25 protein-coding genes are annotated in these 24,691 nt (G+C 39.7%); 22 read left to right on the top strand and 3 right to left on the bottom strand.

The annotated features are described in order from the left end of the window. The first annotated feature begins 26 nt into the window (after positions 1–26). On the top strand, positions 27–767 hold the full coding sequence (locus tag TZ90_RS05780) for a MerR family transcriptional regulator (protein WP_045611950.1): 741 nt from the start codon (positions 27–29) through the stop codon (positions 765–767). Between the two features lie 41 nt (positions 768–808). Here the strand turns inward: TZ90_RS05780 and TZ90_RS05775 are convergent, their stop codons facing one another. The 3 genes from TZ90_RS05775 to TZ90_RS05765 are packed head-to-tail and all read right to left on the bottom strand — an operon-like array spanning position 809 to position 3,455. Then, positions 809–1,330, bottom strand: a complete 522-nt coding sequence (locus TZ90_RS05775) for a DUF1697 domain-containing protein (protein WP_000400051.1) — start codon at positions 1,328–1,330, stop codon at positions 809–811. Between the two features lie 48 nt (positions 1,331–1,378). After that, positions 1,379–2,551, bottom strand: coding sequence for an aminoacetone oxidase (gene aao / locus TZ90_RS05770; RefSeq protein ID WP_045612582.1), 1,173 nt, complete (start codon positions 2,549–2,551; stop codon positions 1,379–1,381). A gap of 58 nt (positions 2,552–2,609) precedes the next feature. Next, positions 2,610–3,455 (bottom strand): DegV family protein, encoded by an 846-nt coding sequence (locus TZ90_RS05765; RefSeq protein ID WP_045611947.1) that lies wholly within the window; start codon positions 3,453–3,455, stop codon positions 2,610–2,612. A gap of 124 nt (positions 3,456–3,579) precedes the next feature. Here TZ90_RS05765 and TZ90_RS05760 point away from each other — a divergent pair, with 124 nt between their 5' ends. The 21 genes from TZ90_RS05760 (at position 3,580) to TZ90_RS05660 (ending at position 24,617) form a co-directional block, all read left to right on the top strand. Beyond that, the gene (locus tag TZ90_RS05760) at positions 3,580–4,137 is read left to right on the top strand and encodes a TetR/AcrR family transcriptional regulator (RefSeq protein ID WP_045611945.1); all 558 of its coding nucleotides are present in this window, start codon (positions 3,580–3,582) and stop codon (positions 4,135–4,137) included. An 18-nt stretch (positions 4,138–4,155) separates the two neighbouring features. After that, complete coding sequence (locus TZ90_RS05755) at positions 4,156–4,623, top strand: deoxycytidylate deaminase (RefSeq protein ID WP_000136974.1); 468 nt, start codon at positions 4,156–4,158, stop codon at positions 4,621–4,623. A gap of 88 nt (positions 4,624–4,711) precedes the next feature. Further along, complete coding sequence (gene upp, locus TZ90_RS05750; protein ID WP_000515974.1) at positions 4,712–5,341, top strand: uracil phosphoribosyltransferase; 630 nt, start codon at positions 4,712–4,714, stop codon at positions 5,339–5,341. Positions 5,342–5,514: 173 nt separating this feature from the next. Beyond that, positions 5,515–6,105, top strand: a complete 591-nt coding sequence (gene clpP / locus TZ90_RS05745) for an ATP-dependent Clp protease proteolytic subunit ClpP (RefSeq protein ID WP_000613471.1) — start codon at positions 5,515–5,517, stop codon at positions 6,103–6,105. A 78-nt stretch (positions 6,106–6,183) separates the two neighbouring features. Beyond that, positions 6,184–6,471: a YlbG family protein gene (locus tag TZ90_RS05740; RefSeq protein ID WP_000462127.1), complete on the top strand. Its 288-nt coding sequence runs from the start codon at positions 6,184–6,186 to the stop codon at positions 6,469–6,471. Between the two features lie 66 nt (positions 6,472–6,537). Continuing rightward, the gene (locus TZ90_RS05735; protein WP_045611943.1) at positions 6,538–7,698 is read left to right on the top strand and encodes an ABC transporter substrate-binding protein; all 1,161 of its coding nucleotides are present in this window, start codon (positions 6,538–6,540) and stop codon (positions 7,696–7,698) included. 116 nt (positions 7,699–7,814) lie between these two features. Beyond that, positions 7,815–8,684: a branched-chain amino acid ABC transporter permease gene (locus tag TZ90_RS05730; protein ID WP_000941421.1), complete on the top strand. Its 870-nt coding sequence runs from the start codon at positions 7,815–7,817 to the stop codon at positions 8,682–8,684. A gap of 3 nt (positions 8,685–8,687) precedes the next feature. Then, the gene (locus TZ90_RS05725) at positions 8,688–9,644 is read left to right on the top strand and encodes a branched-chain amino acid ABC transporter permease (protein ID WP_000662286.1); all 957 of its coding nucleotides are present in this window, start codon (positions 8,688–8,690) and stop codon (positions 9,642–9,644) included. Further along, complete coding sequence (locus TZ90_RS05720) at positions 9,644–10,408, top strand: ABC transporter ATP-binding protein (protein ID WP_045611941.1); 765 nt, start codon at positions 9,644–9,646, stop codon at positions 10,406–10,408. Before TZ90_RS05725 ends, TZ90_RS05720 begins: the two co-directional genes overlap by 1 nt. Next, on the top strand, positions 10,408–11,118 hold the full coding sequence (locus TZ90_RS05715; protein WP_000062219.1) for an ABC transporter ATP-binding protein: 711 nt from the start codon (positions 10,408–10,410) through the stop codon (positions 11,116–11,118). Before TZ90_RS05720 ends, TZ90_RS05715 begins: the two co-directional genes overlap by 1 nt. Positions 11,119–11,422: 304 nt before the next feature. Continuing rightward, on the top strand, positions 11,423–12,079 hold the full coding sequence (locus tag TZ90_RS05710; protein WP_004256822.1) for a CBS domain-containing protein: 657 nt from the start codon (positions 11,423–11,425) through the stop codon (positions 12,077–12,079). A gap of 108 nt (positions 12,080–12,187) precedes the next feature. Next, a protein-coding gene (gene prfB, locus TZ90_RS05705) for a peptide chain release factor 2 (RefSeq protein WP_152620186.1) occupies positions 12,188–13,283 on the top strand; the annotation gives its coding sequence in 2 pieces (ribosomal slippage) (positions 12,188–12,259 and positions 12,261–13,283; 1,095 coding nt in all). A gap of 17 nt (positions 13,284–13,300) precedes the next feature. Continuing rightward, entirely contained in the window at positions 13,301–13,993 is a 693-nt protein-coding gene (gene ftsE, locus TZ90_RS05700) for a cell division ATP-binding protein FtsE (protein WP_000022260.1), read from the top strand. Then, the gene (gene ftsX, locus TZ90_RS05695; protein WP_000625543.1) at positions 13,986–14,912 is read left to right on the top strand and encodes a permease-like cell division protein FtsX; all 927 of its coding nucleotides are present in this window, start codon (positions 13,986–13,988) and stop codon (positions 14,910–14,912) included. Before ftsE ends, ftsX begins: the two co-directional genes overlap by 8 nt. Before the next feature lie 184 nt (positions 14,913–15,096). Further along, the gene (locus TZ90_RS05690; protein ID WP_080890737.1) at positions 15,097–17,277 is read left to right on the top strand and encodes a PTS transporter subunit IIBC; all 2,181 of its coding nucleotides are present in this window, start codon (positions 15,097–15,099) and stop codon (positions 17,275–17,277) included. A 51-nt stretch (positions 17,278–17,328) separates the two neighbouring features. Further along, the gene (locus TZ90_RS05685) at positions 17,329–18,144 is read left to right on the top strand and encodes an endonuclease/exonuclease/phosphatase family protein (protein ID WP_045611936.1); all 816 of its coding nucleotides are present in this window, start codon (positions 17,329–17,331) and stop codon (positions 18,142–18,144) included. Between the two features lie 139 nt (positions 18,145–18,283). Next, a complete protein-coding gene (locus TZ90_RS05680) occupies positions 18,284–19,627 on the top strand; it encodes a DEAD/DEAH box helicase (protein WP_045611935.1) in 1,344 nt (447 codons plus the stop codon). A gap of 367 nt (positions 19,628–19,994) precedes the next feature. Further along, positions 19,995–21,185 (top strand): methionine adenosyltransferase, encoded by a 1,191-nt coding sequence (gene metK, locus TZ90_RS05675; RefSeq protein WP_045611934.1) that lies wholly within the window; start codon positions 19,995–19,997, stop codon positions 21,183–21,185. 87 nt (positions 21,186–21,272) lie between these two features. Beyond that, positions 21,273–22,664, top strand: coding sequence for a peptidoglycan-N-acetylglucosamine deacetylase PgdA (gene pgdA / locus TZ90_RS05670; protein WP_045611932.1), 1,392 nt, complete (start codon positions 21,273–21,275; stop codon positions 22,662–22,664). A 76-nt stretch (positions 22,665–22,740) separates the two neighbouring features. Further along, positions 22,741–23,583 (top strand): aldo/keto reductase, encoded by an 843-nt coding sequence (locus TZ90_RS05665; protein ID WP_045611931.1) that lies wholly within the window; start codon positions 22,741–22,743, stop codon positions 23,581–23,583. A 272-nt stretch (positions 23,584–23,855) separates the two neighbouring features. Continuing rightward, the gene (locus tag TZ90_RS05660) at positions 23,856–24,617 is read left to right on the top strand and encodes an elongation factor Tu (protein ID WP_045611929.1); all 762 of its coding nucleotides are present in this window, start codon (positions 23,856–23,858) and stop codon (positions 24,615–24,617) included. Positions 24,618–24,691: the final 74 nt, after the last annotated feature.

The following is a 24,691-nucleotide window of genomic DNA, read 5'->3' as shown; positions in this document are numbered from 1 at the left end:
TTTTCATTGAGTATAAGGAGGAAATAATGTACCATATAAAAGAAGCTGCGCAGCTTTCGGGCGTCTCTGTCAAGACCCTACACCACTACGATAAGATAGGACTTTTGGTTCCTTTAAAGTCGGAAAACGGCTATCGAACCTACAGTCAGGAGGATTTGGAACGCCTTCAGGTTATTCTTTATTACAAATATCTAGGTTTTTCTTTAGAAAAAATAGCAGAGCTATTAAAGGAAGAAAGGGAAGATTTATTGCCTCATTTGACCAGGCAGTTGGACTATTTGACTCGAGAAAGGGAACATCTGGATACCTTGATTTCAACCTTGCAAAAAACCATTCAAGAACAAAAAGGAGAAAGAGAAATGAGCATTCAAGAGAAATTTGCTGGATTTAACTACCAAGACCATCAAAAATACCACCAAGAGGCGGTAGAGAAATATGGACAAGAAGTGATGGACCAAGCGCTCGAGCGCCAAAAAGGTCACGAAGACGAAGCTACGGCTGCCTTCAATCAAGTATTTCGATCCTTGTCACAAAATCTTCAAGCTGGACTGCCTGTAACAGCAACAGAAAACCAAGAAGAAGCTGCTAAACTCTTGCAAGCCATCCGTACTTATGGATTCGACTGCTCTATTGAAGTATTCGGTCATATCGGTAAAGGCTACGTCTATAACCCAGAGTTTAAGGAAAACATTGACAAATTTGGAATTGGAACAGCCCAGTACACATCAGATGTGATTGCCCACTATGTCCAAACTCAGACAAAATAAAATCGGAGGAGTATTCTTCCGATTTTTACTAAATTCAAGCACTACTTGCTTAATAATTTTTCTACTACATTTAGTTTTCGCATTGTCAAATCTACATTAAAAAGCTTTTCAAGATAGTTGGTATGGAGTTTCTTTTGTTTTGCAGTTCTAGGGAGATAGAGGTAAAGACAATGGTTACCGATACAAATTTCTTCTTCACCATAATCAATTTTCAATTTTTCTAAAGGGAGACTTTGAATAGATTCTTGATAAAAAATCACGTGTATACGGTCATAAAGATAGTGTTCTCCAAACGGGTTTTCTTGGACAATTTTTTTAAAATCACTTTTGTTCTTGATTACCATTTTTAAGTCAGCACCAATATTTTCATTTATTAGAGTATGGACACGTTCTCGTATTTTTTCTAAATCTAAGTCACTTTCAAGAATGATATTCCCACTTTGAATATAGGTTCGAACTTGTTGAAAACCAGCTTCTGTCAAGATATCTACTAGATAAGACATTTTAGGGATAGCATTTTTTCCATTAGGAGTAACTCCCCTTAACAAGATAATATGTTCCAAAGTAGTTCCTTTCTTTTGGGGCTGATTTAGCCATTGAATAATTTAGATTTAGATTGGGTTTGATCCCGCCACCCAGCCAGTACAGAGGGCAGAAGTGATGTTAAAGCCACCTGTGTGGGCGTTGATATCCAGTACCTCACCAGCAAAGTGGAGGCCAGGGACCAGCTTACTTTCTAGAGTTTTAGGATTGATTTCCTTAAGACTGACGCCCCCTTTGGTAACAAAGGACTTGGCAAGGGACATTTTTCCGGTCACAGGGATTTTGAGTGCTTTGATAGACTGGAGAAGTTGTTCGCGTTCCTTTTCAGTCAGTTGTTTGACTTTTTCTGGATAGCCTTGCACAAAAAATTCTGCCAAGCGTTCTGGCAACAAGGTTCTTAAAGCATTTTTCAAGGATTTTTCCCGATTTTCTTCTAGAAATGTAGCCAAGTCCTTCTCAGAAAGTTGAGGCAAAACATCTAGCGAGAGAACCTCCCCACCCTTGACAAAGCTAGACATACGCAGAGCAGCAGGGCCAGACAAACCAAAGTGGGTAAAAAGCAGATCGTGCGTGATGACATGTTTTCCATAGCTTAAGGTCACATCGTCTAGTGAAATCCCCTGAAGTGCTTTGTGTGGAAAATCCGTTAATAATGGACTTTCAGCAGCCTCAAGTTCGGTAATGGTGTGTTTAAAATGACGGGCAATCTCATGTCCAAAACCAGTCGAACCAGTGGAAGGATAGGATTTTCCACCAGTTGTGACAATCAGTTTATCACAAGTGAAGATTTGGTCAGCTGATTTAAGAACAAATTGGTCATCCACCTTTTTAACCGAAACAATCTCGGTTTGAGTAGCGACTTGACCGCCTAGCTCAGTAATTTTCTTTTCCAAAGCCTCGATTATAGTTCGTGATTTGTCGCTGGCCGGAAAGACGCGCCCGTGGTCTTCGACCTTAAGTTTAACCCCATTTTCCGTAAAAAAGTTAATGATATCATGGTTATCAAATTGGGAGAAGACACTGTAGAGAAAGCGCCCATTTCCAGGGATGGCAGCTAGCAGGTCGTCCAAGCTACCATTGTTGGTCACATTGCAACGTCCACCACCAGTCCCAGCTAATTTTTTTCCAAGTTTCCGATTTTTTTCGATGAGGAGGGTTTTCTGTCCATAAAAGCTACTGGAAATCGTAGCCATCATACCAGCAGGTCCTCCACCGATGACAATAGTATCAAAATGTTTCATAGCTCTATTGTACCACAAAAAAACAAGAGATGATGGTCACCTCTTGTCAAGAATGCAATTAATCAATTTCATATCCCATCAGCAAACCACCATCTTCTGCATAAAAACTGCAGAGACCAGATGTTGGGATAATTTTAATATCTGCTTGTGGGAAGGTTTCGCGAATTCGCTCTGAGAGCTGTTGGCAACATTTCTCGTTATTGCGTTGGGCCATGATAATACGTCCACCAGCATATCCAGCTTTTACTAACTCATCATAGGCAGCTTGAACTGATTTCTTTGGTCCTCGTGCTTTCTGTAGTAGTTCGAGAGTTCCGGTTTCACTAGCTTCTCCAACCATACGGATGTTGAGAAGGCCAACGACTGTACCGATAAGCTTGCTCAAACGGCCGTTCTTTACCAAGTTATCGACTTTAGCTAGGACAAAAAGTAACTTGGTTTTTTCTTGATAGGCAGTGATAGATTCAATCACTTCTTCAAAAGATAAGCCCTGGTCGATCAAGTCATTCAATTTTTCTACGAGCAAGTCAACTTCCCCACCAGCAGACAAACTATCAATTATATGAATTTTAGTATCAGGATGTTCTTCCAGATAAATATTTTTTGCTAGTTGAGCACTATTGTGGCTTCCAGAAAGAGTACCAGTGATGGTTACTAGGAAAATGTTTTTGGCTCCTTCAAATGCTCGCAAATAATCATCTGGGCTTGGACAAGCTGATTTTGAAGCTTCTGCAGTTGCATACATGGTTTCCATCATTTGGTCAATGTCAAGATTGGCATCATCAACAAAGACCTGATCAGCTACTTGAATGGTTAAGGGAACACTTACAAAGGTTGTGTCAATAGCTGGTCTTGCCAGTTGACGATAATCACAACCAGAGTCAGCAATAATCTTCCAAGTCATAGAAATTCTCCATCTTTGTCAGTTATACATTGACAAAGGTTCTGTCTTTTTTTACAATTATATCATGAAAACCCTTGAAACAAAAGCCTCATCCGTCTGTTGTGACAAGTAGAAAGAAAATGTTATGTCTGAACGTAGAATCTCTGAAAAGTCTCTTGAAAATCTCAGAAAATCAAACCAAGAATCCAATTTATTAACTAGAGAAGCCATCGAAACAGCCCTCTTGCAGCTCTTGGAAAAAAAGGACTTGACCAAGATTAGTATTTCTGAATTGGTCAAACGTGCAGGCGTTTCGCGTGCGGCCTTTTATCGCAATTATGATTCCAAAGAGGAGATTTTAGAGAGCGTCTTTAAACAAACTGTCCACAATATTATGGAACAGTTGCATCATTACGATTTAAAGACAGATCTTTATCTGGTCTGGGTTCACCTTTTCCGCGAGGCAAGAAAGGAAGCCAGAGTGATTCAACTGGCCTTGGATTACCATCTGGAAAAAATCTTTGTCCAAGCTATGCAGGAATTTCTAGAAAAATACCATGGAAAATCAAAAGGTGTCAGCTCTTATCTTCATTCCTTCTGGAGTTCAGCCATCGTCTCAGTCCTTTTAAAATGGATCAAGGATGGCATGAAGGTACCAGCTGAAAAGATTGCGGATTTACGGTTACCATTTTTTAAAAAATAGAGAAAAAGGAGAAGAGATATGACTGAAAAAAGACTAGCATGGGATGAGTATTTTGCAGCCCAAGCCTTACTAATTGCCAATCGTTCCACTTGTAAACGTGCCAAAGTGGGCGCGATTCTGGTAAAAGATAATAAGGTTATTTCCACTGGTTACAATGGTTCGGTGTCAGGAACCGAGCATTGTATTGATCACGAATGTCTGGTCATCGAAGGCCACTGTGTTCGCACCCTTCACGCTGAGGTCAATGCTATCCTTCAAGGTGCAGAACGTGGTGTTCCCAAAGGCTTTACAGCCTATGTAACCCATTTTCCTTGTCTCAACTGTACAAAACAATTGCTTCAGGTCGGTTGCAAGCGCGTGGTTTATATTAACCAGTACCGAATGGACGACTATGCCCAATACCTTTATCAAGAAAAGGGAACTGAATTGACCCATCTACCACTTGAGACCGTACAGGAAGCTCTTAAAGAAGCAGATTTAATGTAAAAAATATCAAAAATAAATGGTTTAGAAAGATTTTTAAACCGTTTTTTGGTATAATAAGAAAAATAAATTGAAAGAAGGAACTCCAAAAATGGGAAAAATTGAAGTTATTAATCATCCACTGATTCAACACAAATTGTCAATCTTGCGTCGTACAGATACTTCTACAAAAGCTTTCCGTGAGCTAGTAGATGAGATTGCAATGTTGATGGGGTATGAAGTACTTCGTGATCTTCCACTAGAAGATGTGGAAATCGAAACACCAATTACAAAAACAGTTCAAAAACAATTGGCAGGTAAGAAATTGGCCATCGTTCCAATCTTGCGTGCAGGTATCGGGATGGTTGATGGTCTCTTGAGCTTGGTTCCAGCTGCTAAAGTTGGCCACATCGGTATGTACCGTGATGAAGAAACGCTTCAACCAGTTGAGTACTTGGTGAAATTGCCTGAAGATATTGACCAACGTCAAATTTTTGTCGTAGACCCAATGTTGGCAACAGGTGGCTCAGCAATCTTAGCTGTTGATTCTCTTAAAAAACGTGGCGCGTCAAATATCAAATTTGTCTGCCTTGTATCTGCTCCAGAAGGTGTAAAAGCCCTTCAAGAAGCTCATCCAGATGTAGAAATCTTTACAGCAGCCTTGGATGAACGCTTGAACGAACACGGTTATATCGTTCCAGGTCTTGGGGATGCTGGGGACCGCTTGTTCGGTACGAAATAAAATCGAAAAGAAGAATGAATTGGAAAAGAATTTCCAGTCGTGAAAGGAGGTTGAATTTTTGTTTCTGTCTGATGAAAACAGAGCAAAAATTTGACCTTTTTTGACCAAGATATTATAATAGTCTTATCTTCAGTCATTTGACCAACAAAATTAAAACTCAAAAGGAGAAATGAATGATTCCTGTAGTTATTGAACAAACAAGTCGTGGAGAACGTTCCTACGATATTTACTCACGTCTTCTCAAAGACCGCATCATCATGCTGACAGGTCCAGTTGAAGACAATATGGCTAACTCTGTTATTGCCCAATTGCTTTTCTTGGATGCCCAAGACAGTACAAAAGATATTTACCTTTATGTCAATACACCTGGTGGTTCAGTTTCAGCTGGTTTGGCAATCGTTGATACCATGAACTTTATCAAGGCAGATGTCCAAACTATCGTTATGGGGATGGCTGCATCTATGGGGACTGTCATCGCGTCAAGTGGAGCAAAAGGCAAACGTTTCATGCTTCCAAATGCAGAGTATATGATCCACCAACCAATGGGTGGTACAGGTGGTGGTACTCAACAAACCGATATGGCGATTGCTGCAGAACACTTGCTCAAAACTCGTAACATCTTGGAAAAAATCTTGGCTGAAAATTCAGGTCAGTCAATCGAAAAAGTCCATGCAGATGCAGAACGCGATAATTGGATGAGCGCCCAAGAAACACTTGAATATGGCTTTATTGATGAAATCATGGCCAACAATTCATTGAACTAATGATTAAAGAAGGCAAACTCGACTGAGTTTGCTTTTTTTGGTATAATAGGGGGAGATTTCTTAGAAAGAGGATTTATCATGTTTGAAAAAGTCAATCGATCTGGCTTGATTATCTATCTTTACTATAATCGTGATGCAAAAAAACTGCAGGATTATGGAGATATTACCTATCATTCCAAGAAACATCGATACTTACAGCTTTATGTTCCAACTCAAGAAGTGGAGCAATTGGTCGGGCGTTTGAGCAAGGAAAAATTTATAAAAAAAGTCAGAGTTTGTCATATCCAAGAGCTTGAAACACCCTTTGTGGGCAATCTTTATCGAGAGGAAAACGTTATCATTGAAAAAGTTCAAGAAAAGTGTTGACAATTTTCTGATAATTCGGTATATTCTTAACATGCTATTTATTTAAGAAATAAGGAGACAAAAAAGATGAAGAAAAAATTTGCCCTATCGTTTGTGGCGCTTGCAAGTGTAGCACTTCTTGCAGCCTGTGGAGAAGTGAAGTCTGGAGCGTCAAACGCTGCTGGTAACTCAGTAGATGAAAAGACAATCAAAATCGGATTTAACTTCGAAGAAACTGGTGCCGTAGCAGCCTACGGAACATCTGAACAAAAAGGTGCCCAACTTGCCGTTGATGAAATCAATGCAGCAGGTGGTATCGATGGAAAACAAATCGAAGTAGTCGATAAAGATAATAAGTCTGAAACAGCTGAGGCGGCTTCAGTAACAACTAACCTTGTAACCCAATCTAAAGTATCAGCAATCGTAGGACCTGCGACATCTGGTGCAACTGCAGCTGCGGTAGCGAACGCTACAAAAGCTGGTGTTCCATTGATCTCACCAAGTGCGACTCAAGATGGATTGACTAAAGGTCAAGATTACCTCTTTATCGGAACTTTCCAAGATAGCTTCCAAGGAAAAATTATCTCAAACTATGTTTCTGATAAATTGCAAGCTAAGAAAGTTGTTCTTTACACTGACAATGCCAGCGACTATGCTAAAGGTATTGCCAAAGCCTTCCGTGAAGCTTACAAAGGTGAAATCGTTGCAGATGAAACTTTCGTAGCAGGTGACACAGACTTCCAAGCAGCCCTTACAAAAATGAAAGGGAAAGACTTTGATGCTATCATCGTTCCTGGTTACTACACTGAAGCTGGTAAAATTGTAAACCAAGCGCGTGGTATGGGAATTGACAAACCAATCGTTGGTGGTGATGGATTCAATGGTGAAGAGTTTGTACAACAAGCAACTGCTGAAAAAGCATCAAACATTTACTTTATCTCAGGCTTCTCAACTACTGTAGAAGTTTCAGCTAAAGCAAAAGCTTTCCTTGATGCATACCGTGCTAAGTACAACGAAGAGCCTTCAACATTTGCAGCCTTGGCTTATGATTCAGTTCACCTTGTAGCAAACGCAGCAAAAGGTGCTAAAAATTCAGGTGAGATTAAGGATAATCTTGCTAAAACAAAAGACTTTGAAGGTGTAACTGGTCAAACAAGCTTCGATGCAGACCACAATACAGTTAAAACTGCTTACATGATGACCATGAACAATGGTAAGGTTGAAGCAGCAGAAGTTGTAAAACCATAATAGAAAAATGTTGAAATAGGGAATGAGACTCGGACTCACTCCCTGTTTCGATGTTTAAGAACCTATCAAAAAGTGAGGGAAAACCCTCGAAATTATAAATAGAAAGAGTGAATCTTATGCTCCAACAACTAGTAAATGGTTTGATTCTAGGTAGTGTATACGCGCTGTTAGCCCTAGGATATACCATGGTTTACGGAATTATCAAGCTCATCAACTTCGCCCACGGTGATATTTATATGATGGGAGCCTTTATCGGTTATTTCTTGATTAATTCTTTCCAAATGAATTTCTTTGTAGCGCTTATTGTAGCGATGCTAGCGACAGCCATTCTTGGTGTCGTGATTGAATTCCTTGCTTACCGACCTTTGCGTCACTCTACTCGTATTGCTGTTTTGATTACAGCTATTGGGGTTTCCTTCCTATTGGAGTATGGCATGGTCTATCTGGTTGGTGCCAATACTCGTGCCTTCCCTCAAGCGATTCAAACAGTTCGTTATGATCTGGGACCAATTAGCTTAACAAACGTGCAGTTAATGATCTTGGCGATTTCCTTGATTTTGATGATTTTGTTACAAGTCATTGTCCAAAAGACCAAGATGGGGAAAGCCATGCGTGCAGTATCCGTAGATAGCGATGCGGCGCAATTGATGGGGATCAATGTAAACCGTACTATCAGCTTTACCTTCGCTTTGGGTTCAGCTCTTGCGGGTGCGGCTGGTGTTCTGATTGCCCTCTATTATAACTCTCTTGAACCTTTGATGGGTGTTACTCCAGGTCTTAAGTCTTTCGTTGCCGCAGTACTTGGTGGTATCGGGATTATTCCTGGTGCGGCTCTTGGTGGCTTTGTGATTGGTCTATTGGAAACCTTTGCGACAGCCTTTGGAATGTCAGACTTCCGTGATGCCATTGTTTATGGAATCTTGTTGTTGATCTTGATTGTCCGCCCAGCTGGTATCCTTGGTAAAAATGTGAAAGAGAAGGTGTAAACGATGAAAGAAAATTTAAAAGTTAATATTCTATGGTTACTCCTTTTGTTAGCTGGCTATGGCTTGATTAGTGTATTGGTTTCAGTCGGAGTACTCAATCTATTCTATGTTCAGATTTTACAACAAATAGGAATTAATATTATTCTGGCTGTTGGTCTCAACTTAATCGTTGGTTTTTCAGGACAATTTTCACTTGGTCATGCTGGTTTCATGGCGATTGGTGCCTATGCAGCAGCTATTATTGGTTCTAAATCACCAACCTACGGTGCCTTCTTTGGAGCTATGCTGATAGGTGCTTTGCTTTCAGGAGCAGTTGCCTTGCTTGTCGGAATTCCAACCTTACGCTTGAAGGGGGACTATCTTGCGGTAGCGACTCTTGGTGTTTCTGAAATTATCCGTATCTTTATCATCAATGGTGGAAGCCTTACAAATGGTGCGGCAGGTATCTTGGGAATTCCAAACTTTACAACTTGGCAAATGGTTTACTTCTTTGTCGTGATTACAACCATTGCAACCTTGAACTTCTTGCGTAGTCCAATTGGTCGTTCAACTCTCTCTGTTCGTGAAGATGAAATCGCTGCAGAGTCAGTCGGTGTTAATACGACTAAAATTAAAATCATCGCTTTTGTCTTTGGTGCCATTACTGCAAGTATTGCAGGGTCACTTCAGGCAGGATTTATCGGGTCTGTTGTACCGAAAGATTACACATTCATTAACTCAATCAACGTATTGATTATTGTTGTATTTGGTGGACTTGGTTCAATTACAGGTGCCATTGTTTCGGCTATTGTTCTGGGAATTTTGAATATGCTTCTCCAAGATGTTGCTAGCGTGCGTATGATTATTTACGCTTTGGCCTTGGTATTGGTAATGATTTTCAGACCAGGTGGACTCCTTGGAACATGGGAATTGAGCCTATCACGTTTCTTTAAAAAATCTAAGAAGGAGGAACAAAACTAATGGCGTTACTTGAAGTAAAACAGTTAACCAAACATTTTGGCGGTCTAACAGCTGTTGGAGATGTGACTCTTGAATTAAATGAAGGGGAATTGGTTGGATTAATCGGTCCAAACGGAGCTGGTAAAACAACCCTTTTCAACCTTTTGACCGGTGTTTATGAACCAAGTGAGGGAACAGTTACCTTAGATGGTCACCTTTTGAATGGAAAGTCACCATATAAGATTGCCTCTTTGGGACTTGGACGTACTTTCCAAAATATCCGTCTCTTTAAAGATTTAACAGTTTTGGACAATGTTTTGATTGCTTTTGGCAACCATCACAAACAACATGTTTTTGCTAGTTTCTTACGCTTACCAGCTTTTTACAAGAGTGAAAAAGAATTAAAGGCTAAAGCTTTGGAATTGTTGAAAATCTTCGATTTAGATGGTGATGCAGAGACTCTTGCTAAAAACCTCGCCTACGGACAACAACGTCGTTTGGAAATTGTTCGTGCCCTTGCTACGGAACCTAAAATTCTCTTTTTAGATGAACCAGCAGCAGGGATGAACCCACAGGAAACAGCAGAATTGACTGAGTTAATTCGTCGTATCAAAGATGAATTTAAAATTTCAATCATGTTGATTGAACACGATATGAATCTGGTCATGGAAGTAACAGAACGCATCTACGTACTTGAATATGGTCGTTTAATTGCTCAAGGAACTCCAGACGAAATTAAGACCAATAAACGCGTTATCGAAGCTTATCTAGGAGGTGAAGCCTAATGTCTATGTTAAAAGTTGAAAATCTTTCTGTACATTACGGTATGATCCAAGCAGTCCGTGATGTAAGCTTTGAAGTTAATGAAGGAGAGGTTGTTTCCCTTATCGGTGCCAATGGTGCTGGTAAAACAACCATTCTCCGTACCTTGTCTGGTTTGGTTAGACCGAGTTCAGGAAAAATTGAATTTTTAGGTCAAGAAATCCAAAAAATGCCGGCTCAGAAAATCGTAGCAGGTGGCCTTTCACAAGTTCCAGAAGGACGCCACGTCTTTCCTGGCTTGACTGTTATGGAAAATCTAGAAATGGGAGCTTTCTTGAAGAAAAATCGTGAAGAAAATCAAGCTAACTTGAAGAAGGTTTTCTCACGCTTTCCTCGTCTTGAAGAACGGAAGAACCAAGATGCAGCCACTCTTTCAGGTGGGGAACAACAAATGCTTGCCATGGGACGCGCTCTTATGTCAACGCCAAAGCTTCTTCTTTTAGATGAACCATCAATGGGACTTGCCCCAATCTTTATTCAAGAGATTTTTGATATCATTCAAGATATCCAGAAACAAGGAACGACCGTACTCTTGATTGAACAAAATGCCAATAAAGCACTCGCAATCTCTGATCGAGGTTATGTACTGGAAACAGGGAAAATCGTCCTATCAGGAACAGGAAAAGAACTCGCATCATCAGAAGAAGTCAGAAAAGCATATCTGGGTGGCTAAACTAGTCTGGGAGACTAGTTTAGGTTGCGGATGGAGATTGCGAAGCAATCATCAGAATCCAGTGAATTGTTTTAGTCGGTATATTTAGATTGCGAACAAATCTTGATCTACATTAAAAGGTCAATTTCTAATAATTGAAAAAATCGAATGAAAGGTATCTTACCTTCAATCACAGAGCTCGATTTCAGAGCTCTTTTTGCTAGCTTATTCATACTTTTCTGAATTTTGAAAAAGAAATGTAAGCGTTTGATAGATTTGCAAAAAGATTGTATAATAGGGATAAGAATAGAAAAGGAGAAGTCTCATGGCAGTTAAAGATTTTATGACCCGCAAGGTAGTTTATATTAGTCCAGATACAACAGTATCTCATGCAGCAGATTTGATGAGAGAGCAAGGGTTGCACCGCTTGCCTGTTATCGAAAATGATCAATTGGTTGGTTTGGTAACTGAAGGAACCATTGCCCAAGCTAGTCCATCCAAGGCAACAAGTCTTTCTATCTATGAGATGAATTATCTTCTAAATAAGACAAAAGTAAAAGATGTGATGATTCGCGATGTTGTCACTGTTTCAGGCTATGCGAGTCTAGAGGATGCAACTTATCTGATGTTGAAAAATAAGATTGGTATTCTTCCTGTAGTAGATAACCATCAAGTCTATGGGGTTATTACGGACCGTGACGTTTTCCAAGCCTTTCTTGAAATTGCTGGTTATGGTGAGGAAGGAATTCGTGTGCGTTTTGTTACAGAAAATGAAGTTGGTGTACTCGGAAAGATTGTTTCTTTGATTGTAGAAGAAAATTTGAATATCTCCCATACAGTCAATATTCCGCGTAAAGATGGTAAGGTGATTATCGAAGTTCAAATCGATGGATCAATTGATTTACCAGCCTTGAAAGAAAAATTTGAATCAGAGAATATTCAAGTAGAAGAAATCACTCGTACTTCAGCAAAAGTCTTGTAAGAAGGGAAGCCGAAAGGCTTCTTTTTACGTGTAATAAGGGATTAGAGCAAAAGATGGAAAGAAATGATAAAATATGCTATAATGAAACGATGTAAAAAAGGAGTATTTATGGACATTTCAGTAATTCGTCAGAAAATTGACGCAAATCGTGAAAAATTAGCTTCTTTCAGGGGGTCTCTTTGACCTAGAAGGTCTAGAGGAAGAGATTGCCATCTTGGAAAACAAGATGACAGAACCTGATTTTTGGAACGATAATATCGCGGCCCAAAAAACGTCGCAAGAATTAAATGAATTAAAAAACACCTACAACACCTTCCACAAAATGGAAGAGTTGCAGGATGAAGTCGAAATTTTATTAGACTTTTTAGCTGAAGATGAGTCGGTGCATGAAGAATTGGTTGAACAGTTGTCAGAACTTGATAAGATGATAACCAGTTACGAGATGACCTTGCTCTTGTCAGAACCTTATGACCATAATAATGCCATCTTGGAAATCCATCCAGGATCCGGTGGTACTGAGGCTCAGGACTGGGGTGATATGTTGCTTCGTATGTACACTCGCTATGGAAATGCTAAAGGCTTTAAAGTGGAAGTATTGGATTACCAAGCAGGAGATGAAGCTGGTATCAAGTCAGTAACCCTATCATTTGAAGGGCCCAATGCCTATGGTCTTCTCAAGTCAGAAATGGGTGTACACCGTTTGGTGCGAATTTCACCATTTGACTCTGCTAAACGTCGCCATACCTCTTTCACATCTGTAGAAGTAATGCCAGAATTGGATGATACCATTGAAGTGGAAATTCGGGAAGATGATATCAAGATGGATACCTTCCGTTCAGGTGGAGCTGGTGGACAAAACGTCAACAAGGTTTCAACAGGTGTTCGTTTGACACACATTCCTACGGGAACTGTCGTCCAGTCAACAGTCGATCGTACCCAGTATGGAAATAGAGATCGTGCCATGAAGATGTTGCAGGCCAAGCTCTATCAAATGGAGCAAGAAAAGAAAGCTGCGGAAGTTGATTCCCTCAAGGGCGAGAAAAAAGAAATCACATGGGGAAGCCAAATCCGTTCTTATGTCTTCACGCCTTATACTATGGTAAAAGATCATCGAACTAGCTTTGAAGTTGCTCAGGTAGATAAGGTTATGGACGGAGACCTAGATGGTTTTATCGATGCCTACCTCAAGTGGCGAATCAGCTAAGATAGAAAGGAACTCACATGTCAATCATTGAAATGAGAGATGTCGTCAAAAAATACGACAACGGAACGACTGCCCTACGTGGTGTTTCGGTCAGCATTCAACCAGGAGAATTTGCCTATATCGTAGGTCCGTCAGGAGCTGGGAAATCAACCTTTATTCGTTCTTTGTATCGCGAAGTAAAAATCGAAAAAGGAAGCTTATCTGTTGCTGGTTTTAATCTAGTTAAAATAAAAAAGAAAGATGTCCCTCTCCTACGTCGTAGTGTTGGGGTTGTCTTCCAAGATTATAAACTGTTACCAAAGAAAACCGTTTATGAAAATATTGCTTATGCAATGGAGGTAATTGGAGAAAGTCGCCGTAATATCAAAAAACGTGTTATGGAAGTTTTAGACTTGGTTGGATTGAAGCATAAGGTTCGTTCTTTCCCAAATGAGCTCTCAGGTGGAGAGCAACAGCGGATTGCGATTGCGCGTGCTATTGTAAATAATCCCAAAGTATTGATTGCGGACGAACCAACAGGAAACTTGGATCCAGATAATTCATGGGAAATTATGAACTTGTTGGAACGCATCAATCTCCAAGGTACAACTGTCTTGATGGCTACCCACAACAGTCAGATTGTAAATACCTTGCGCCACCGTGTCATTGCCATTGAAAATGGCCGTGTCGTTCGTGACGAAGCTAAAGGAGAATATGGATACGATGATTAGTAGATTTTTTCGTCATTTATTTGAATCGTTAAAAAGTTTGAAACGAAATGGCTGGATGACAGTAGCTGCTGTCAGTTCAGTTATGATTACTTTGACCTTGGTTGCAATATTTGCATCTGTTATCTTTAATACGGCTAAACTAGCTACAGATATTGAAAATAACGTCCGAGTAATGGTATACATTCGTAAGGATGTAGCTGATAATAGTGAGACTATTGAAAAAGAAGGCCAAACTGTTACAAATAACGACTACCATAAGGTATACGATGCTTTGAAAGGTATGTCAACTGTTAAAAGTGTTACCTTCTCAAGCAAAGAAGAACAATATGAAAAGTTGACAGAAACAATGGGGGACAACTGGAAAATCTTTGAAGGTGATGCAAACCCACTTTATGATGCCTATATAGTAGATACCAATACACCAAGTGATGTAAAGACAGTAGCAGAAGAGGCTAAAAAAATCGAAGGTGTGTCAGAAGTTCAAGATGGTGGTGCCAATACAGAACGCTTGTTTAAGTTAGCCTCATTTATTCGTGTCTGGGGACTAGTTATCGCTGGATTATTGATTTTCATTGCGGTGTTCTTGATTTCTAATACTATACGTATCACCATCATTTCACGAAGCCGTGAAATTCAAATCATGCGTTTAGTAGGTGCTAAGAATGGCTATATCCGCGGACCTTTCTTGCTTGAAGGTGCCTTCATTGGTTTGCTTGGAGCAACACTTCCATCAATTCTGGTATTTATTGTCTATAAAATGGTTTACCAATCGGTTAATAAGTCATTGGTTGGTCAGAACCTTTCAATGATATCACCAGAAGTATTCAGTCCACTGATGATTGCCTTATTATTTGTGATTGGAATTTTCATTGGTTCACTGGGATCAGGAATTTCCATGCGCCGATTCTTAAAAGTCTAAATTTTAATAGATGTATATTTGAGGAGATTTTACTATCTCCTTTTTTACTACAAAAATTTTAGAAAAAAGTCTACTTTTTTTAATAAAAGCCTTTACAAAAAAAAAAAAAGTGGTATAATTGAATTGTAGAAAGTGCAAACGTTTTCGTAAAACGTTTGCCTAAATAAAAATAAAGGAGATTTGAATGATGAAAGATACATTCAAAAATGTCTTGTCTTTCGAGTTTTGGCAAAAATTCGGTAAGGCTTTGATGGTGGTTATCGCTGTTATGCCGGCTGCTGGTTTGATGATTTCAATCGGTAAGTCACTTGTGATGATTAACCCAACCTTTGCACCACTCGTTATTACTGGTGGTGTACTAGAGCAAATCGGTTGGGGAGTTATCGTTAACCTTCATATCTTGTTCGCCCTCGCTATTGGAGGAAGCTGGGCTAAGGAACGCGCTGGTGGTGCGTTTGCGGCAGGTCTTGCCTTTATCCTAATCAATCGTATCACTGGTACAATCTTTGGCGTATCAGGAGATATGTTGAAAAATCCAGAAGCTATGGTAACAACACTCTTCGGTGGATCAATCAAAGTTGCTGATTACTTTATCAGTGTTATGGAAGCTCCAGCCTTGAACATGGGTGTCTTCGTAGGGATTATTTCTGGTTTTATTGGGGCAACTGCTTACAACAAATACTACAACTTCCGTAAGCTTCCTGATGCACTTTCATTCTTTAACGGAAAACGTTTTGTACCGTTTGTAGTTATTCTTCGTTCAGTAATCGCTGCAATCGTACTTTCAGCTTTCTGGCCACTTGTGCAAACTGGTATCAATAGCTTTGGTATCTGGATTGCTAACTCACAAGAAACTGCTCCAATCCTTGCACCATTCTTGTATGGTACATTGGAACGCTTGCTCTTGCCATTTGGTCTTCACCACATGTTGACTATCCCAATGAACTACACAGCTCTTGGTGGTACTTATGAAGTCTTAACTGGTGCAGCAAAAGGTAGCCAAGTATTTGGTCAAGACCCACTATGGCTTGCATGGGTAACAGACCTTGTAAACCTTAAAGGTACTGATGCTAGTCAATACCAACACTTGTTAGATACAGTCCATCCAGCTCGTTTCAAAGTTGGACAAATGATCGGTTCATTCGGTATCTTGATGGGTGTCCTCGTTGCTATTTATCGTAATGTTGATGCTGACAAGAAACACAAATACAAAGGTATGATGATTGCGACAGCTCTTGCTACATTCTTGACAGGGGTTACTGAACCAATCGAATACATGTTCATGTTCATCGCAACACCTATGTATCTTGTTTACTCACTTGTTCAAGGTGCGGCCTTCGCTATGGCTGACGTCGTAAACCTACGTATGCACTCATTCGGTTCAATCGAGTTCTTGACTCGTACACCTATTGCAATCAGTGCTGGTATCGGTATGGATATCGTTAACTTCGTTTGGGTAACTGTTCTCTTTGCTGTAATCATGTACTTTATCGCAAACTTCATGATTCAAAAATTCAACTACGCAACTCCAGGACGTAACGGAAACTACGAAACTGCTGAAGGTTCAGAAGAAGCTAGCAGTGAAGTGAAAGTTGCAGCAGGTTCTCAAGCTGTAAACATTATCAACCTTCTTGGTGGACGTGCAAACATCGTTGATGTTGATGCATGTATGACTCGTCTTCGTGTAACTGTTAAAGATGCAGATAAAGTAGGAAATGCAGAGCAATGGAAAGCAGAAGGAGCTATGGGTCTTGTCATGAAAGGACAAGGAGTTCAAGCTATCTACGGTCCAAAAGCAGACGTATTGAAATCTGATATCCAAGATATCCTTGATTCAGGTGAAATCATTCCTGAAACTCTTCCAAGTCAAATGACAGAAGCGCAACAAAACACTGTACACTACAAAGGTGTAACAGAGGAAGTTTACTCAGTAGCAGATGGACAAGTTGTTGCTTTGGAACAAGTAAAAGATCCAGTATTTGCTCAAAAAATGATGGGTGACGGATTTGCTGTAGAACCTGCAAATGGAAACATTGTATCTCCAGTTTCAGGTACTGTATCAAGTATCTTCCCTACAAAACATGCTCTTGGTCTTGTGACTGAAGCGGGTCTTGAAGTACTTGTTCACATTGGTTTGGACACAGTAAGTCTTGAAGGAAAACCATTTACAGTTCATGTAGCTGAAGGACAAAAAGTTGTAGCAGGTGATCTTCTTGTCACAGCTGACTTGGATGCTATCCGTGCAGCAGGTCGTGAAACTTCTACAGTAGTTGTCTTCACAAATGCTGAAGCTATTAAATCAGTTAAATTAGAACAAACAGGTTCTCTTGCAGCTAAAACAGCAGTTGCTAAAGTAGAATTGTAATACACTTGAGGTTGGAAGCTGTTTTCCAACCTCTTGTTTTGGGAGAAAAGCATGAAATTTTTAACACTCAATACTCATAGCTTGATGGAAAAAGAAGCTGAGGAAAAATTCCAGCTCTTGCTTGAAGATATTCTTGATAAAGACTATGATTTGATATGTTTCCAAGAAATCAATCAGGAGATTACTTCGCCTAAGGTAGAAGTTAATGACCTTTATCAAGCTTTGCCAGCAACTGAACCGATTCACCAAGATCACTATGTTAGACTCTTGGTTGAAAAGTTATCAGAGCAAGGGAAAGATTACTACTGGACTTGGGCTTATAACCATATTGGTTATGACCGCTACCATGAAGGTGTGGCTATCTTGTCTAAAACACCTATTGAAGCAAGAGAAATTTTGGTTTCAGATGTGGATGATCCAACAGACTATCATACTCGCCGTGTCGCCCTGGCTGAAACTGTAGTCGATGGCAAGGATCTTGCAGTTGCCAGTGTCCATCTTTCTTGGTGGGATAAAGGTTTCCAAGAAGAATGGGCACGATTTGAGGCTGTCTTAAAAGAATTGAACAAGCCACTTTTGCTGGCTGGAGATTTCAACAACCCAGCTGGTCAGGAAGGATACCAAGCTATTTTAGCTAGTCCATTAGGCTTACAAGACGCATTTGAAGTTGCTCAAGAGAAAAGTGGTAGCTATACTGTTCCACCAGAAATTGATGGCTGGAAGGGGAACACAGAACCACTTCGAATCGACTATGTTTTTACCACTAAGGAGTTAGCGGTAGAAAATTTACATGTCGTATTTGATGGTAACAAGAGTCCACAAGTTAGTGATCACTATGGCTTAAATGCTATTTTAAACTGGAAATAATGACTGAAAAGAGGTTGGAATTATAACATTCCAGCCTTTTTTGATTAGATAAGCTACTGAAAGTAAGCTCTATAAGTGAGACTACTGCAATGAAATAAAATATGGTATAATTGATAAGATAGATAGAATCGAGGATATTATGTCATTTACGAAATTTCAATTTAAAAACTATATTAGAGAAGCCTTGGAGGAGTTAAAATTTACAACTCCAACAGAGGTGCAAGATAAGTTGATTCCTATTGTTTTGGCAGGTCGTGACCTAGTCGGTGAATCAAAAACAGGTTCGGGTAAGACTCATACTTTCCTATTGCCGATTTTCCAGCAATTAGATGAAGCCAGCGATAGTGTTCAAGCAGTCATTACTGCACCGAGCCGTGAATTAGCTACTCAGATTTACCAAGCAGCCCGTCAGATTGCTACTCATTCAGAAGTAGAAGTTCGTGTGGTTAATTATGTGGGAGGGACAGATAAGGCTCGCCAGATTGAGAAATTGGCAAGTAACCAGCCTCATATTGTTATCGGTACGCCAGGTCGTATCTATGACTTGGTTAAATCTGGTGATTTAGCTATTCACAAGGCTAAGACCTTTGTGGTTGATGAGGCAGATATGACCTTGGATATGGGATTCTTAGAAACTGTTGATAAGATTGCTGGAAGCCTTCCAAAAGACCTGCAATTCATGGTCTTCTCAGCGACTATTCCACAAAAACTGCAACCATTCTTGAAAAAATACTTATCAAATCCTGTTATGGAGAAAATCAAGACCAAAACGGTCATTTCTGATACCATTGATAATTGGTTGATTTCGACCAAGGGACGAGATAAGAATGCTCAAATTTACCAGTTGACTCAGTTGATGCAACCGTATTTGGCCATGATTTTTGTTAACACTAAAACGCGTGCTGATGAATTGCATTCATATCTGACTGCTCAAGGCTTGAAGGTGGCAAAAATCCATGGGGATATTGCCCCTCGTGAGCGCAAACGTATCATGAACCAGGTTAAAAATCTGGATTTTGAATATATTGTCGCAACAGATTTGGCAGCGCGTGGAATTGACATTGAAGGTGTCAGCCATGTCATCAATGATGCTATTCCGCAAGATTTGTCCTTCTTTGTTCACCGTGTTGGTCGTACTGGACGAAATGGCCTACCAGGTACAGCTATTACCCTTTATCAGCCAAGTGATGACTCGGATATCCGTGAGTTGGAGAAATTGGGAATCAAGTTTACTCCTAAGATGGTAAAAGATGGAGAATTCCAAGATACTTATGACCGTGATCGTCGTGCTAACCGTGAGAAAAAACAAGATAAACTTGATATCGAAATGATTGGTTTGGTTAAAAAGAAAAAGAAAAAAGTCAAACCGGGTTATAAGAAGAAAATTAAATGGGCGGTTGATGAAAAACGCCGCAAAACCAAGCGCGCTGAAAATCGCGCTCGCGGTCGTGCAGAGCGTAAAGCAAAACGCCAAACATTTTAATAGCAATTGTTGGAGTACTGAGCTCCAACTTTTTGCTTTATGAGAACGAAATATCTACATTGAAACACCATATTAAAGACTGCAAATTGAGCCTAAAAATGGTATAATGGAAGAGTTATATAGTCCCGATAAGATGGTAGAAATTTCTATTTTTTCTTTGCGAGTTGCAACTCGCAAAGAATGATGGCTCCAAAGTCGTTCGTCATTCTACGGTTGCCGCTATAATGCGGTCACCCTATGCGCCTTACTAGCTTCAGAAACAAAAAATAATCGTTTTTATTTCTTTCGCGTCGTAACTCTTAGACTATAGAAATACCTATCAGTACTTTGTAACTCTATAACACTATTTTTAAGGGGGGACATTTTTATGTCAGAACGTAAATTATTCACGTCTGAATCTGTATCTGAGGGGCATCCAGATAAGATTGCAGACCAAATTTCAGATGCGATTTTGGATGCTATTTTAGCTAAGGATCCAGAGGCGCACGTTGCTGCTGAGACAGCTGTATATACTGGTTCCGTCCATGTTTTTGGTGAAATATCTACAAATGCCTATGTGGATATTAACCGTGTGGTTCGTGATACCATTGCAGAGATTGGCTACACCAATACAGAATATGGTTTTTCTGCTGAGACAGTGGGAGTCCATCCGTCACTTGTTGAGCAGTCACCGGATATCGCCCAAGGTGTTAACGAAGCCTTGGAGGTTCGTGGGAATGCAGACCAAGATCCGCTTGACTTGATTGGCGCTGGTGACCAAGGGCTCATGTTTGGATTTGCAGTGGATGAAACAGAAGAGCTCATGCCATTGCCAATCTCACTTAGTCATAAATTGGTTCGTCGTCTGGCAGAACTTCGTAAGTCTGGGGAAATTAGCTATCTTCGACCAGATGCTAAATCACAAGTTACGGTTGAGTATGATGAAAATGACCGTCCAGTACGTGTGGAGACAGTCGTGATTTCAACTCAGCATGATCCAGAAGCCACTAATGAACAAATTCATCAAGATGTGATTAACAAGGTTATCAAAGAGGTTATTCCAGCCTCTTACTTGGATGAGCAAACAAAATTCTTCATCAATCCTACTGGTCGTTTTGTAATCGGTGGACCTCAAGGGGACTCAGGTCTGACTGGTCGTAAGATTATCGTAGATACTTATGGTGGCTACTCTCGTCACGGTGGTGGTGCTTTCTCTGGTAAAGATGCGACTAAGGTGGACCGTTCTGCGTCATATGCGGCTCGCTATATTGCCAAGAACATCGTTGCAGCAGGTCTTGCTAAGAAAGCAGAAGTGCAATTGGCCTATGCCATCGGTGTTGCGCAGCCTGTTTCTGTTCGTATCGATACCTTTGGTACAGGAACAATAGCTGAAAGCAAGCTTGAAAAAGCAGCGCGTCAAATCTTTGATCTTCGTCCTGCAGGAATTATCCAAATGTTGGATCTTAAACGTCCAATTTACCGTCAAACAGCAGCTTATGGACACATGGGACGTACAGATATTGACCTTCCATGGGAACGTTTGGACAAGGTAGACGCTTTGAAAGAAGCAGTAAAATAAGATTTTAAGAGGGAGTTCCCCTCTTTTTAATATACTATTTCCTCCCAAATCATTGAAATTATAGCCTGAATTTGATATGATGGTTCTATGGATAAAAGTAGAGCAAAGCGTGAGAATCACGATAAGGTAAGAATGAGTCTAATAGCCCTAGTAGCTATCTTCTCAGTAAGTATTTGTGTCCTTGGTTCAATAATTGGATACAAAATATACACAAAACAAAGTTTTGAACAAAAGATTGAATCGCTCAAAAAAGAGAAAGATGATCAATTGAGTGAGGGAAATCAGAAGGATCATTTTCGTAAGGGAAAAGCCGAAGTAATTGCCTATTATCCTCTCCAAGGGGAGCAAGTGATTTCGTCTATAAAGGGAATTATGACACAGGATATTAAAGACAATCTAGAGGATAAGGAAAATCTGGTTTTTTATTATACGGAGAAACAGGATTCGACTTTAAAAGGGATTGTCAACCGAAGTGTGATGAAACAAGTCTATGATTTAACTTCGTCAAAAGTTGAAGAGACTGAAAAAACTAGTCTGGCAAAAGTACATTTGACAGAAGATGGTAAACCTTTTACACTTGATCAATTATTTTCAGATCCTAGTAAAGCCAAAGAGCAGTTGTTAAAAGAAATCACCACTTTCTTACAGGATAAGAAATTGGAGCAAGAAAAGATTGATCAAGTTGTTAAAGGCTTCTCTGACCAAGACTTGTCTGCATGGAATTTTGATTACAAGGATAGTCAGATTATCCTTTATCCAAGTCAGTCAGTTGAAAATCTAGATGAGATTGCCTTGCCGGTATCAAGTTTCTTTGAGGTTATTCAGTCCTCTTATTTATTAGATAAGGACGCAGAACTATATAAGGCTTATTATGAAAAGAAAAATCGTAAAGTAGTAGCCTTGACTTTTGATGATGGACCAAATCCTACAACGACAAATCAAGCATTAGATACACTTTCTAAGTATGGTATCAAGGCAACTTTCTTTGTTTTAGGTAAGAATGTTTCTGGCAATGAAGAGATTTTGAAACGAATGAAAGCAGATGGTCATGTCATTGGAAACCATAGTTGGAGCCATCCAGTTCTTTCAAAACTTTCGCTTGATGAAGCTAAAAAACAAATTACTGATACTGAGGATGCGCTAACTAAGGTGCTGGGTTCTAGTTCCAAACTCATGCGTCCGCCTTATGGAGCCATTACAGACGACATTCGCAATAGCTTAGATTTGAGCTTTATTATGTGGGATGTAGATAGTCTGGACTGGAAGAGTAAAAATGAAGCATCTATTTTGACAGAAATTCAGCGTGAAGTCAAGAATGGTTCTATTATTCTCATGCATGATATCCATGCTGAAACAGTGAATGCTCTGCCGAAGGTTATTGACTATTTGAAAGGGCAAGGTTATGACTTTGTTACCGTACCAGATTTGTTAGACTCTCGTCTTAAAGCTCATCAGCTCTATTACGACCGCAATCAATAATACAAAAAATCTAAAGAGAAAAGTTTTCCTTGAAAATTTGGCTCTTTGGATTTTCTTCTCATAGAAAGGAAAAATAATGAAATCTTATACTTTAAACAATGGTGTTACAATTCCAGTACTGGGATTTGGAACCTGGAAAGCTGAAAATGGAGAGATTGCCTATCAAGCTGTACTAGAGGCTTTAAAGGCAGGCTATCGCCATATCGATACGGCAGCGATTTATAAAAATGAAGAAAGCGTTGGTCGTGCTATTCAAGATAGTGGCGTTCCGCGTGAGGAAATTTTTGTAACCAGCAAACTCTGGAATATAAATCATAGCTATGAGCAAGCTCGTCAGGCTTTTGAAGAGTCTTTAGAGAAGCTGGGCTTGGAATATTTGGATTTGTATTTGATTCATTGGCCAAATCCAAAACCACTCAGAGAAAATAACCACTGGAAAATCCGAAATTCAGAAGTTTGGAGAGCGATGGAAGACCTCTATCAAGAAGGAAAAATCCGTGCTATTGGAGTTAGTAATTTCCTTCCCCATCATTTGGATGCCTTGCTTGAAACAGCAAAAATTCTTCCAGCGGTCAATCAAGTTCGTTTGGCGCCAGGTGTGTATCAAGAGGAAGTCGTAGCTTACTGTAGAGAAAAAGGAATTTTATTGGAAGCTTGGGGCCCTTTTGGTCAGGGAGAACTGTTTGATAGCAAGCAAGTGCAAGAAATCGCAGCAAATCATGGAAAGTCTGTTGCTCAGATAGCCTTGGCATGGAGCTTGGCAGAAGGATTTTTACCGCTTCCGAAATCTGTCACAGCGTCTCGTATTCAGGCTAATCTTGATTGCTTTGGAATTGAACTGAGTCATGAGGAGAGAGAAACTTTAAAAACAATTGCTGTTCAGTCTGGTGCTCCACGAGTTGATGATATGGATTTCTAGAAAATCATAAAAAGAATTGTACATTGTTCTAATTTTTGATATAATAGTCAGCAGGAAAGAAAGTCTTATGGTGTTCTTCAAGCGAGCTTGGGATAGTGGGAGCCAAGTAGAACAAAATAAAGAACTGGCGCTTTCTGTAGTATTTTCAAAAACAATGAAGTAATAAATTAGGGTGGAACCGCGTTTCTGACGCCCCTAGGTTAAATCAACCTAGGATTGTCGGACGTGGTTCTTTCGCTTATTCAGTCTATTATGTGAAAGAAAGGAGAGACGTGGAAAATCTTTATCTTGTAAAAGACGATAGTCAACTAGCTGCATTTCGTAATTTTGTAGTAAGAAATACTGAAAAGTTGAAAGATTATCAATCTTTTTTAAAGAATGAACTTGCAGTCTGTGATTTACCGCAAGCTGTTATTTGGTCAAGTTTTAATGCTGCTACACAGATTATTAGGGAAAGCGCTGTTCCAGCCTATACAAATAATAGACGAATGGTTATGACGCCTGATTTAGCTGTTTGGAAAGAGTTGTATTTGTATCAGTTGATGGACTACGAGTGTTCTCAGCAAACTCAAGCAATAGAAAATCACTATCATTCTTTATCTGAAAATTTCCTCTTACAGATTGTAGGACATGAGTTAGCTCATTGGTCGGAGTATTTTTTAGATGATTTTGATGGTTACGACTCTTATATATGGTTCGAAGAGGGGATGGTTGAATATATTAGTCGCAAGTATTTCTTGACAGAAGAGGAATTTCAAGCGGAAAAAATTTGTAATCAATCTCTTGTAGAACTTTTTCAGAAGAAGTATGGTTGGCATTCATTGAATGATTTTGGTTCTTCGACTTATGATAAGAACTATGCAAGTATTTTTTACGAATACTGGCGTAGTTTTTTGACAATAGATAAGTTGGTAGAAAATCTAGGTAGTGTACAAGCGGTCTTCGATTCTTATCATTTATGGGCAAATACAGATAAAACTCTTCCCTTGTTAAATTGGTTTGTTCAGCAGAAATTAATTGAAAAAGAAATATAAAAACTAAAGGAGTAAACAATGTCTAAAAAATTGACTTTCCGCTGCCTCAGTGGCAGAAACCTCCTTACAGTCGG

It is taken from the genome of Streptococcus mitis, from assembly GCF_000960005.1.
In the GTDB taxonomy this organism is placed as follows: domain Bacteria; phylum Bacillota; class Bacilli; order Lactobacillales; family Streptococcaceae; genus Streptococcus; species Streptococcus mitis_CK.
Note: the sequence above shows the minus strand (reverse complement) of the source record. Positions and strands in the feature narration are given on the sequence as shown.

What these genes read in the sequence shown, in the direction of transcription:
- TZ90_RS05780 (WP_045611950.1), top strand. Translation starts at nt 27, where the DNA reads ATGTACCATATAAAAGAAGCTGCGCAGCTTTCGGGCGTCTCTGTCAAG.
- aao (WP_045612582.1), bottom strand. Translation starts at nt 2,551, where the DNA reads ATGAAACATTTTGATACTATTGTCATCGGTGGAGGACCTGCTGGTATG.
- TZ90_RS05765 (WP_045611947.1), bottom strand. Translation starts at nt 3,455, where the DNA reads ATGACTTGGAAGATTATTGCTGACTCTGGTTGTGATTATCGTCAACTG.
- TZ90_RS05760 (WP_045611945.1), top strand. Translation starts at nt 3,580, where the DNA reads ATGTCTGAACGTAGAATCTCTGAAAAGTCTCTTGAAAATCTCAGAAAA.
- TZ90_RS05755 (WP_000136974.1), top strand. Translation starts at nt 4,156, where the DNA reads ATGACTGAAAAAAGACTAGCATGGGATGAGTATTTTGCAGCCCAAGCC.
- upp (WP_000515974.1), top strand. Translation starts at nt 4,712, where the DNA reads ATGGGAAAAATTGAAGTTATTAATCATCCACTGATTCAACACAAATTG.
- clpP (WP_000613471.1), top strand. Translation starts at nt 5,515, where the DNA reads ATGATTCCTGTAGTTATTGAACAAACAAGTCGTGGAGAACGTTCCTAC.
- TZ90_RS05740 (WP_000462127.1), top strand. Translation starts at nt 6,184, where the DNA reads ATGTTTGAAAAAGTCAATCGATCTGGCTTGATTATCTATCTTTACTAT.
- TZ90_RS05735 (WP_045611943.1), top strand. Translation starts at nt 6,538, where the DNA reads ATGAAGAAAAAATTTGCCCTATCGTTTGTGGCGCTTGCAAGTGTAGCA.
- TZ90_RS05730 (WP_000941421.1), top strand. Translation starts at nt 7,815, where the DNA reads ATGCTCCAACAACTAGTAAATGGTTTGATTCTAGGTAGTGTATACGCG.
- TZ90_RS05725 (WP_000662286.1), top strand. Translation starts at nt 8,688, where the DNA reads ATGAAAGAAAATTTAAAAGTTAATATTCTATGGTTACTCCTTTTGTTA.
- TZ90_RS05720 (WP_045611941.1), top strand. Translation starts at nt 9,644, where the DNA reads ATGGCGTTACTTGAAGTAAAACAGTTAACCAAACATTTTGGCGGTCTA.
- TZ90_RS05715 (WP_000062219.1), top strand. Translation starts at nt 10,408, where the DNA reads ATGTCTATGTTAAAAGTTGAAAATCTTTCTGTACATTACGGTATGATC.
- TZ90_RS05710 (WP_004256822.1), top strand. Translation starts at nt 11,423, where the DNA reads ATGGCAGTTAAAGATTTTATGACCCGCAAGGTAGTTTATATTAGTCCA.
- ftsE (WP_000022260.1), top strand. Translation starts at nt 13,301, where the DNA reads ATGTCAATCATTGAAATGAGAGATGTCGTCAAAAAATACGACAACGGA.
- ftsX (WP_000625543.1), top strand. Translation starts at nt 13,986, where the DNA reads ATGATTAGTAGATTTTTTCGTCATTTATTTGAATCGTTAAAAAGTTTG.
- TZ90_RS05690 (WP_080890737.1), top strand. Translation starts at nt 15,097, where the DNA reads ATGATGAAAGATACATTCAAAAATGTCTTGTCTTTCGAGTTTTGGCAA.
- TZ90_RS05685 (WP_045611936.1), top strand. Translation starts at nt 17,329, where the DNA reads ATGAAATTTTTAACACTCAATACTCATAGCTTGATGGAAAAAGAAGCT.
- TZ90_RS05680 (WP_045611935.1), top strand. Translation starts at nt 18,284, where the DNA reads ATGTCATTTACGAAATTTCAATTTAAAAACTATATTAGAGAAGCCTTG.
- metK (WP_045611934.1), top strand. Translation starts at nt 19,995, where the DNA reads ATGTCAGAACGTAAATTATTCACGTCTGAATCTGTATCTGAGGGGCAT.
- pgdA (WP_045611932.1), top strand. Translation starts at nt 21,273, where the DNA reads ATGGATAAAAGTAGAGCAAAGCGTGAGAATCACGATAAGGTAAGAATG.
- TZ90_RS05665 (WP_045611931.1), top strand. Translation starts at nt 22,741, where the DNA reads ATGAAATCTTATACTTTAAACAATGGTGTTACAATTCCAGTACTGGGA.